The 6,455-nt window shown below is 70.7% G+C and carries 9 protein-coding genes and 1 tRNA gene; 1 reads left to right on the plus strand and 9 read right to left on the minus strand.

All coding sequences use genetic code 11. The features are described 5' to 3' along the window. Nucleotides 1–3 precede the first annotated feature (3 nt). The 9 genes from ACIGDI_RS38005 to ACIGDI_RS38045 all read right to left on the minus strand — a co-directional run bounded on the left by ACIGDI_RS38005 (nt 4) and on the right by ACIGDI_RS38045 (nt 5,416). Nucleotides 4–552, minus strand: a complete 549-nt coding sequence (locus tag ACIGDI_RS38005) for a hypothetical protein (protein WP_399906672.1) — start codon at nt 550–552, stop codon at nt 4–6. Nucleotides 553–775: 223 nt separating this feature from the next. After that, nucleotides 776–1,666: an RNA polymerase sigma factor SigF gene (locus tag ACIGDI_RS38010; protein WP_200703536.1), complete on the minus strand. Its 891-nt coding sequence runs from the start codon at nt 1,664–1,666 to the stop codon at nt 776–778. Between the two features lie 317 nt (nt 1,667–1,983). Continuing rightward, nucleotides 1,984–2,823 carry an RNA polymerase sigma factor SigF gene (locus ACIGDI_RS38015; RefSeq protein WP_200703537.1) on the minus strand — a complete coding sequence of 280 codons (840 nt, stop codon included), beginning with the start codon at nt 2,821–2,823 and terminating at the stop codon, nt 1,984–1,986. Between the two features lie 176 nt (nt 2,824–2,999). Further along, nucleotides 3,000–3,293: a Dabb family protein gene (locus ACIGDI_RS38020; RefSeq protein WP_200703538.1), complete on the minus strand. Its 294-nt coding sequence runs from the start codon at nt 3,291–3,293 to the stop codon at nt 3,000–3,002. A 26-nt stretch (nt 3,294–3,319) separates the two neighbouring features. After that, entirely contained in the window at nt 3,320–3,496 is a 177-nt protein-coding gene (locus ACIGDI_RS38025) for a hypothetical protein (RefSeq protein WP_399906675.1), read from the minus strand. Between the two features lie 355 nt (nt 3,497–3,851). Continuing rightward, nucleotides 3,852–3,936: transfer RNA gene (locus ACIGDI_RS38030), tRNA-Ser, on the minus strand. Between the two features lie 56 nt (nt 3,937–3,992). Continuing rightward, on the minus strand, nt 3,993–4,418 hold the full coding sequence (tadA, locus tag ACIGDI_RS38035) for a tRNA adenosine(34) deaminase TadA (RefSeq protein WP_399906677.1): 426 nt from the start codon (nt 4,416–4,418) through the stop codon (nt 3,993–3,995). Nucleotides 4,419–4,456: 38 nt separating this feature from the next. Further along, complete coding sequence (locus ACIGDI_RS38040; RefSeq protein ID WP_399906760.1) at nt 4,457–4,990, minus strand: hypothetical protein; 534 nt, start codon at nt 4,988–4,990, stop codon at nt 4,457–4,459. A 240-nt stretch (nt 4,991–5,230) separates the two neighbouring features. Beyond that, nucleotides 5,231–5,416, minus strand: coding sequence for a hypothetical protein (locus ACIGDI_RS38045; protein ID WP_079078070.1), 186 nt, complete (start codon nt 5,414–5,416; stop codon nt 5,231–5,233). A gap of 95 nt (nt 5,417–5,511) precedes the next feature. Between ACIGDI_RS38045 and upp the strand changes: the two genes are divergently transcribed. Continuing rightward, nucleotides 5,512–6,147: a uracil phosphoribosyltransferase gene (upp, locus tag ACIGDI_RS38050; RefSeq protein ID WP_399906679.1), complete on the plus strand. Its 636-nt coding sequence runs from the start codon at nt 5,512–5,514 to the stop codon at nt 6,145–6,147. The last annotated feature ends 308 nt before the right edge of the window (nt 6,148–6,455 follow it).

The following is a 6,455-nucleotide window of genomic DNA, read 5'->3' on the forward strand; positions in this document are numbered from 1 at the left end:
AGCTCACTTCCACTGGACGGTGACGTCCCGCGTCTCGATGTGCATGCCCAGCGGCACGCGCCAGGCGTCGACGCACACCGTCCAGGTCTTCTCCCTGCGCGCCCCGGCCCCGATCGGCGTCGGCAGGGCCACGTCCGAGGTGACGGTCCCCCAGTCGACGCCGAGCGCGCCGATGACGTGCGTCCCGAAGGTCACCGTGCCCGAACGCACGGCGGTGCCGCCGGAGTTGGTGAAGGTCAGGGTCACGTCCTCGCACCAGCGCCTGTCGGTGGCCGCACGGCTCGGATCGGACCAGGTCAGCGCGGCGGGGCTCGCAGGACGCGAAGTCGCCCCGGGCGAGGGCGAAGCGGTGGTCGTACGGCCCGGGTCGGCCGGGTCCCGCGACGGACCGCCGCCCGCCCCGGACGCCGTGCCCGTGCCCGTGGCCGTGACCGTGGCGCCGGGCGAAGTCGCCTTCGCGGCAGGGGCGTTGCGGTCGGCGGCCCGCGGTGCCCCGCTCTCCCGGCGCGGCCCGTCCAGCGGCACCAGCGTCACGCTCCCCGTCGGCGCCATCGCCCGACCGGAGGGACCTCCCCCCACCGCTCCGGTCGCGACGTAACCCCCGCCTCCGCCGCCGGCCCCGCAAGCGGCCAGTGCCGCGCCGAGGCAGACGACGGCCGCCGACGCGCCGATCAGGGCGCCTCGACGGCCGGGTGTCCACGTCGACCCAGGAGTCCCACGAAGCATCGCGCCATGGTGGCTGACGCTCCGTCAAAGAGGAACCCCCGCGGGAGGATCAGTCCGAGATGAGGCCCTCGCGCAGCTGGGCCAGCGTCCGGGTCAGCAGCCGGGAGACGTGCATCTGGGAGATGCCGACCTCCTCGCCGATCTGCGACTGGGTCATGTTCGCGAAGAAGCGGAGCATGATGATCTGCCGCTCGCGGGGCGGGAGTTTGGCCAGCAGCGGCTTGAGGGACTCGCGGTACTCGACGCCCTCCAGCGCGCTGTCCTCGTAGCCGAGCCGGTCGGCCAGCGAGCCCTCGCCGCCGTCGTCCTCCGGGGCCGGCGAGTCCAGCGAGGACGCGGTGTAGGCGTTGCCCACCGCCAGGCCGTCGACCACGTCCTCCTCGGACACGCCCAGCACGGCGGCGAGTTCGGGCACGGTCGGGGAGCGGTCCAGCTTCTGCGAGAGCTCGTCGCTGGCCTTGGTGAGGGCCAGGCGCAGCTCCTGCAGGCGGCGCGGGACGCGCACCGACCACGAGGTGTCGCGGAAGAACCGCTTGATCTCACCGACGACCGTCGGCATCGCGAACGTCGGGAACTCCACGCCCCGTTCGCAGTCGAAGCGGTCGATCGCCTTGATCAGGCCGATGGTGCCGACCTGGACGATGTCCTCCATCGGCTCGTTGCGGGAGCGGAAGCGGGCCGCCGCGTACCGCACGAGCGGGAGGTTGAGCTCGATGAGCGTGTCCCGGACGTAGGCGCGCTCGGGGCTGTTCTCGTCCAGGGCGGCGAGCCGCAGGAACAGGGAGCGGGACAGGGTGCGGGTGTCGATGGACTCGGACGAGGCCGGGAGAGCCGGGGCCGGCAGGGCCTCCAGAGCCGGTACGTCGTCGAGCACGGCGTCGGGCGCGGACTCGCTCTTCGTGAGCGTGAGCACCTTCGAGCTGCCCTGTTCTGCGGACATGCCACCCCCTCTGGGTCGCGGGACGGTCGCGGCCGACCCCCGCCTCATGGCGAGGAGTTCAGCCTTCACCTGAATACCGGAGCCGAAGCCACGGCAAACGCTCTGCCGGAAGAATGTCACATGTCGGCAACACGCTGTAGTGACATGTCGACACAGCAGACGCGAATCGGCCCTGGAAAGAGGGGGTCTGAGCGTTTTTCTGGAGAGAACTGTCGGGAAGAGCGCCGATGAGCGATTCGCTCGCGCCGGTTACGGCTCGATCCTGCTTGCGAACTGCGATGATCCGCCGTGTTCTCGCGTGTGCTCCCGTGCGCCTCTTATGCCTCGATCCGATTCGCGGAACGCAGCCGCTGGAAACTACGCGCGAGTAGCCGCGAGACGTGCATCTGAGAGACGCCGAGTTCCGCGCTGATCTGCGACTGGGTGAGATTGCTGTAGTAGCGCAGCAGAAGGATTCGCTGTTCGCGTTCGGGGAGCTGGACGAGGAGATGGCGGACCAGATCGCGGTGCTCCACGCCGTCCAGCGCCGGGTCCTCGTAGCCGAGCCGGTCCAGCAGTCCCGGCATCCCGTCGCCCTCCTGGGCGGCCTCCAGCGAGGTCGCGTGGTACGAGCGGCCGGCCTCGATGCAGGACAGCACCTCGTCCTCGGAGATCCGGAGCCGTTCGGCGATCTCCGAGGTGGTCGGGGTGCGGCCGAAGGAGGTCGTCAGGTCCTCGGTGGCGCTGTTGACCTGCACCCACAGCTCGTGCAGCCGGCGCGGTACGTGGACGGTCCGTACGTTGTCCCGGAAGTACCGCTTGATCTCGCCGACGACCGTCGGCATCGCGAAGGTCGGGAACTGTACCCCGCGGTCCGGGTCGAAGCGGTCGATGGCGTTGATGAGCCCGATGGTGCCGACCTGGACCACGTCCTCCATCGGCTCGTTGCGGGAGCGGAAGCGGGCGGCCGCGTAGCGCACGAGCGGGAGGTTGGCCTCGATCAGGGCCCCGCGCACCCGGTTGTGCTCGGGCGTGCCCGGCCTGAGCTCCTTGAGCTGGGCGAAGAGCACCTGGGTCAGGGCCCGGGTGTCGGCGCCGCGGCTGCGCTGCGGAGCGGCCGGCGCGACTTCCGTGACCTCCTGGGGAGGCGCAGTACTGGCCGACACGGTCAACGCCACCTCTTCAAATGGTCTTCATCGGTCAACTCATCCGTCAAAAGCGGTCATAGCATCACAAGACATGTGCACTGTGTGCAAGCACCGCATAACTCCGTGTTATCCCGTGTTGGCGCACGGAAGCCCCCCGCCGTTCCGGCGGAGGGCTCCAGATGGGGTGGCTCGCTGGGCCTACCGGCTCAGTACTCGTAGTCGGCGATCACCCAGGTGGCGAACTCCTTCCACAGGGCCACGCCGGCCTGGTGCTCCGGGTGCTCGACGTAGCGGCGCAGCGCGTCCGGGTCGTCGAAGCCGGAGTTGATGGCGAAGTCGTAGGCGATGGGCCGGTCGCTGAGGTTCCAGCCCAGCTCCCAGAAGCGGATCTCGGGGATCTTCCCCTCCAGCGAGCGGAAGGCCTCGACGCCGGCCACGACGCGCGGGTCGTCGCGCTCGACGCCCTCGTCGAGCTTGAAGAGGACGAGGTGGCGGATCATGTGCGCTCCTGAGTCGTGACGGTCGGTCACTTGGCTCCGTCGGCGAGCCAGGTGAAGAAGTCGCCGACGGCCTTGGCGGCGTCCGAGATGCCCTCGAACGCTATCTGGACGTAGTCGGCGGCCTTGGCCGGGTCCGTGATGATCACGTAGAGCGCGAAGACCACGAGCACATAGACGGTGATCTTCTTCGCGTTCACCGCCATCGCGGCCTCCCCTGTGACTGATGTGCTGCTAGGGACCCCTGTTGCCGCCGGTGAGTGTAACTTCACACGGACTTTAAGGACCAACGGCCCGCATGCCCGGGGCCTTTGCCGGATCCGCGAGGCCCCGGCGAGGAGCAGGATGGAATCGGGCCCGAAGGATCTGGCAGGAATCCCGGGCCCGGGACCGAACCCCACTGCGGGGTGCGCACCGCCGTTCTCCCCCGTCGGCGCCGCGCACTTGAGGGTCCGGTCCCCGCCGGGGGAGACGGCTCATCCCTCGAAGCCGTCTCCCCCGTCCTGAGTTCCGTTCCGGGACGCACAAAGGGCCCCGTCTTTCGACGGGGCCCTTCTCAAGCGGTAGCGGAGGGATTTGAACCCTCGGTGACTTGCGCCACACTCGCTTTCGAGGCGAGCTCCTTCGGCCGCTCGGACACGCTACCGAGGGAGACCTTACAGCACAGTGGCCCGTGCTTTGAAATCGGTATTCGTAAGGCTCTCAGCGGGTCCGGAAGAAGTCCGTGAGCAGCCGGGCGCACTCCTCGCCGAGCACGCCCTCGATCACCTCGGGACGGTGGTTCAGCCGTCGGTCGCGGACCACGTCCCAGACGGATCCGGCCGCGCCGGCCTTCTCGTCCCGGGCGCCGTAGACGACCCGGTCGACGCGGGACTGCACGATCGCGCCCGCGCACATCGTGCACGGCTCCAGGGTGACGACGAGCGTGCATCCGGACAGCCGCCACCGGCCGAGGCCGGCGGCGGCCCGCCGTATCGCCAGGACCTCGGCGTGCGCGGTCGGGTCGCCGGTGGCCTCGCGTTCGTTGTGCCCGCCGCCGAGCACCGTCGTGCCGTCCGGGGCCAGCACGACGGCGCCCACGGGGACGTCGGCGCCGGCCCGCCCGGCCTCGGCCAGGGCGAGCCGCATCGCGGCCCGCCAACGGTCACGTACGGGGTCGGGCGCCGTCAGCGGACGGTCTCCAGGACCTCCGAGGCGCCCAGGGCCTCGGCGATCGCGGTCAGGGCGTCCTCGTCCAGGGAGCGCAGCTCCTTGGCGTTGACGCCGAGGTCGTCGAGGATCTCGACGTCGCCGACGGGGCTGTGCGGCACCGCCTCGGCGGACCCGCTCTCCTCGTCGCCGTCGTCGTCCTCGTCCTCGCCGTCCTCGGTCCCGTCGAGGTCGAGGGCGTCGAGGTCGGGGCCGTCGTCCCCGGGCTCCCTTCCGAGCAGTTCGTCGGTGAGCAGGATCTCGCCGTAACTGCTGCGGGCAGCGGCGGCGGCGTCCGACACGTAGATACGGGGGTCGTCCTCGCCGTCGATGCGGACGACGCCGAACCAGGCGTCCTCCTGCTCGATCAGGACGAGCACCGTGTCGTCCTCGGCCGAGGCCTCCCGGGCGAGATCGGCCAGATCCGACAGCGTCTCCACATTGTCGAGGAGCTCTGTGTCGCTCGCTTCCCACCCGTCTTCGGTGCGCGCGAGCAGTGCGGCGAAGTACACCGTGACTCTCCCACTGGTCATAGGTGTGCCGGTTGGGGGTCCCCCCGGCGGAGGTTTCGGGCGGAGAGAGCTTGGCTCCGAGCCCCACCCACTCGGAATCGTGGCAGAAACAAGGCGTTCAGGGGACGTCTTCGGCTCCCTGTGTCCGCTCGTTTTGATCGACCACCAGCGGGATCGTACGCGGCAAACGTGAGGCACATGCACCCGGTTGCCCTACTCGGCTCCCGCGACGGCCCCCCGCTACCAGCGGAAGGTCCGCATGCGCATGGCGTGACGAAGGCGGGCGACCTTGGCGCGGCGGGGCTGCACCCGGTCCCGCAGTTCGCGGGCCTCCGCGAGCTCGCGCAGGAACCGGGCGCGGCGCCGCCTGCGCTCGGCGTCGGTCTCCTGCTGTGACGTGTCCGCTCGGGACTCAGGCTCAGGCATTGGTTCACCACCCCGTTTACGTCCCTCCCACTTTCCCCCCGATGGCCGGTTTGATGCCAGAGCGAGCGTTCCCGGAGCGCGGTTACTGTTAGGTCATGCGTCTCCACGTCGTCGACCACCCCCTGGTCGCCCACAAGCTCACCACCCTGCGCGACCAGCGCACCGACTCCGCGACCTTCCGCCGTCTCGCCGACGAGCTGGTCACCCTGCTCGCCTACGAGGCCACGCGCGACGTGCGCACCGAGGCGATCGACATCCAGACGCCGGTCGCCCGGACCACCGGCGTCAAGCTCTCCCGTCCGCGTCCGCTGGTCGTCCCGATCCTGCGGGCGGGCCTCGGCATGCTGGACGGCATGGTCCGGCTGCTGCCGACCGCCGAGGTGGGCTTCCTGGGGATGATCCGCAACGAGGAGACCCTGCAGGCCTCGACGTACGCCTCGCGGATGCCGGAGGACCTCTCCGGACGCCAGGTCTACGTCCTCGACCCGATGCTGGCGACGGGCGGGACGCTGGTCGCGGCCATCCAGGAGCTGATCAAGCGCGGCGCCGACGACGTGACCGCGGTCGTGCTGCTGGCGGCCCCCGAGGGCGTCGAGGTCATGGAGCGGGAGCTGGCGGGCACGCCGGTGACGGTGGTGACGGCGGCGGTCGACGACCACCTCAACGACCACGGCTACATCGTGCCGGGCCTGGGCGACGCGGGAGACCGCCTCTACGGCGCGGCCGAATAGCCGCTGCCGTAACGCCGTAGGGGCGCGGGGAACTGCGCGACCGGCCCCATGGGACCTGCGCCCGCCCCGCGACCGCGACCCTACGGCGCGGTCCAGTAGCCGCTGCTGTGACGCCGGTAGGGGCGCGGGGAACTGCGCGACCGGCCACATCGGACCCGCGCCCGCCGCGCGCCCGCGGCCCTACGGCGCGGTCGAACAGGGGCTGCCGCAACGCCGGTAGGGGCGCGGGGAACTGCGCGACCGGCCACATCGGACCCGCGCCCGCCGCGCGCCCGCGGCCCTACGGCGCGGTCGAACAGGGGCTGCCG

Origin of the sequence: Streptomyces sp. NPDC085900, assembly GCF_044540925.1 — a bacterium.
GTDB lineage: Bacteria > Actinomycetota > Actinomycetes > Streptomycetales > Streptomycetaceae > Streptomyces > Streptomyces gilvifuscus.

Bases quoted from the DNA above. Each gene is read 5' to 3' on its own strand.
- ACIGDI_RS38025 (WP_399906675.1), bottom strand. From the start codon at position 3,496: ATGGCGGTGAACGCGAAGAAGATCACCGTCTATGTGCTCGTGGTCTTC.
- ACIGDI_RS38010 (WP_200703536.1), bottom strand. From the start codon at position 1,666: ATGTCCGCAGAACAGGGCAGCTCGAAGGTGCTCACGCTCACGAAGAGC.
- ACIGDI_RS38020 (WP_200703538.1), bottom strand. From the start codon at position 3,293: ATGATCCGCCACCTCGTCCTCTTCAAGCTCGACGAGGGCGTCGAGCGC.
- ACIGDI_RS38045 (WP_079078070.1), bottom strand. From the start codon at position 5,416: ATGCCTGAGCCTGAGTCCCGAGCGGACACGTCACAGCAGGAGACCGAC.
- upp (WP_399906679.1), top strand. From the start codon at position 5,512: ATGCGTCTCCACGTCGTCGACCACCCCCTGGTCGCCCACAAGCTCACC.
- tadA (WP_399906677.1), bottom strand. From the start codon at position 4,418: ATGCGGCTCGCCCTGGCCGAGGCCGGGCGGGCCGGCGCCGACGTCCCC.
- ACIGDI_RS38005 (WP_399906672.1), bottom strand. From the start codon at position 552: ATGGCGCCGACGGGGAGCGTGACGCTGGTGCCGCTGGACGGGCCGCGC.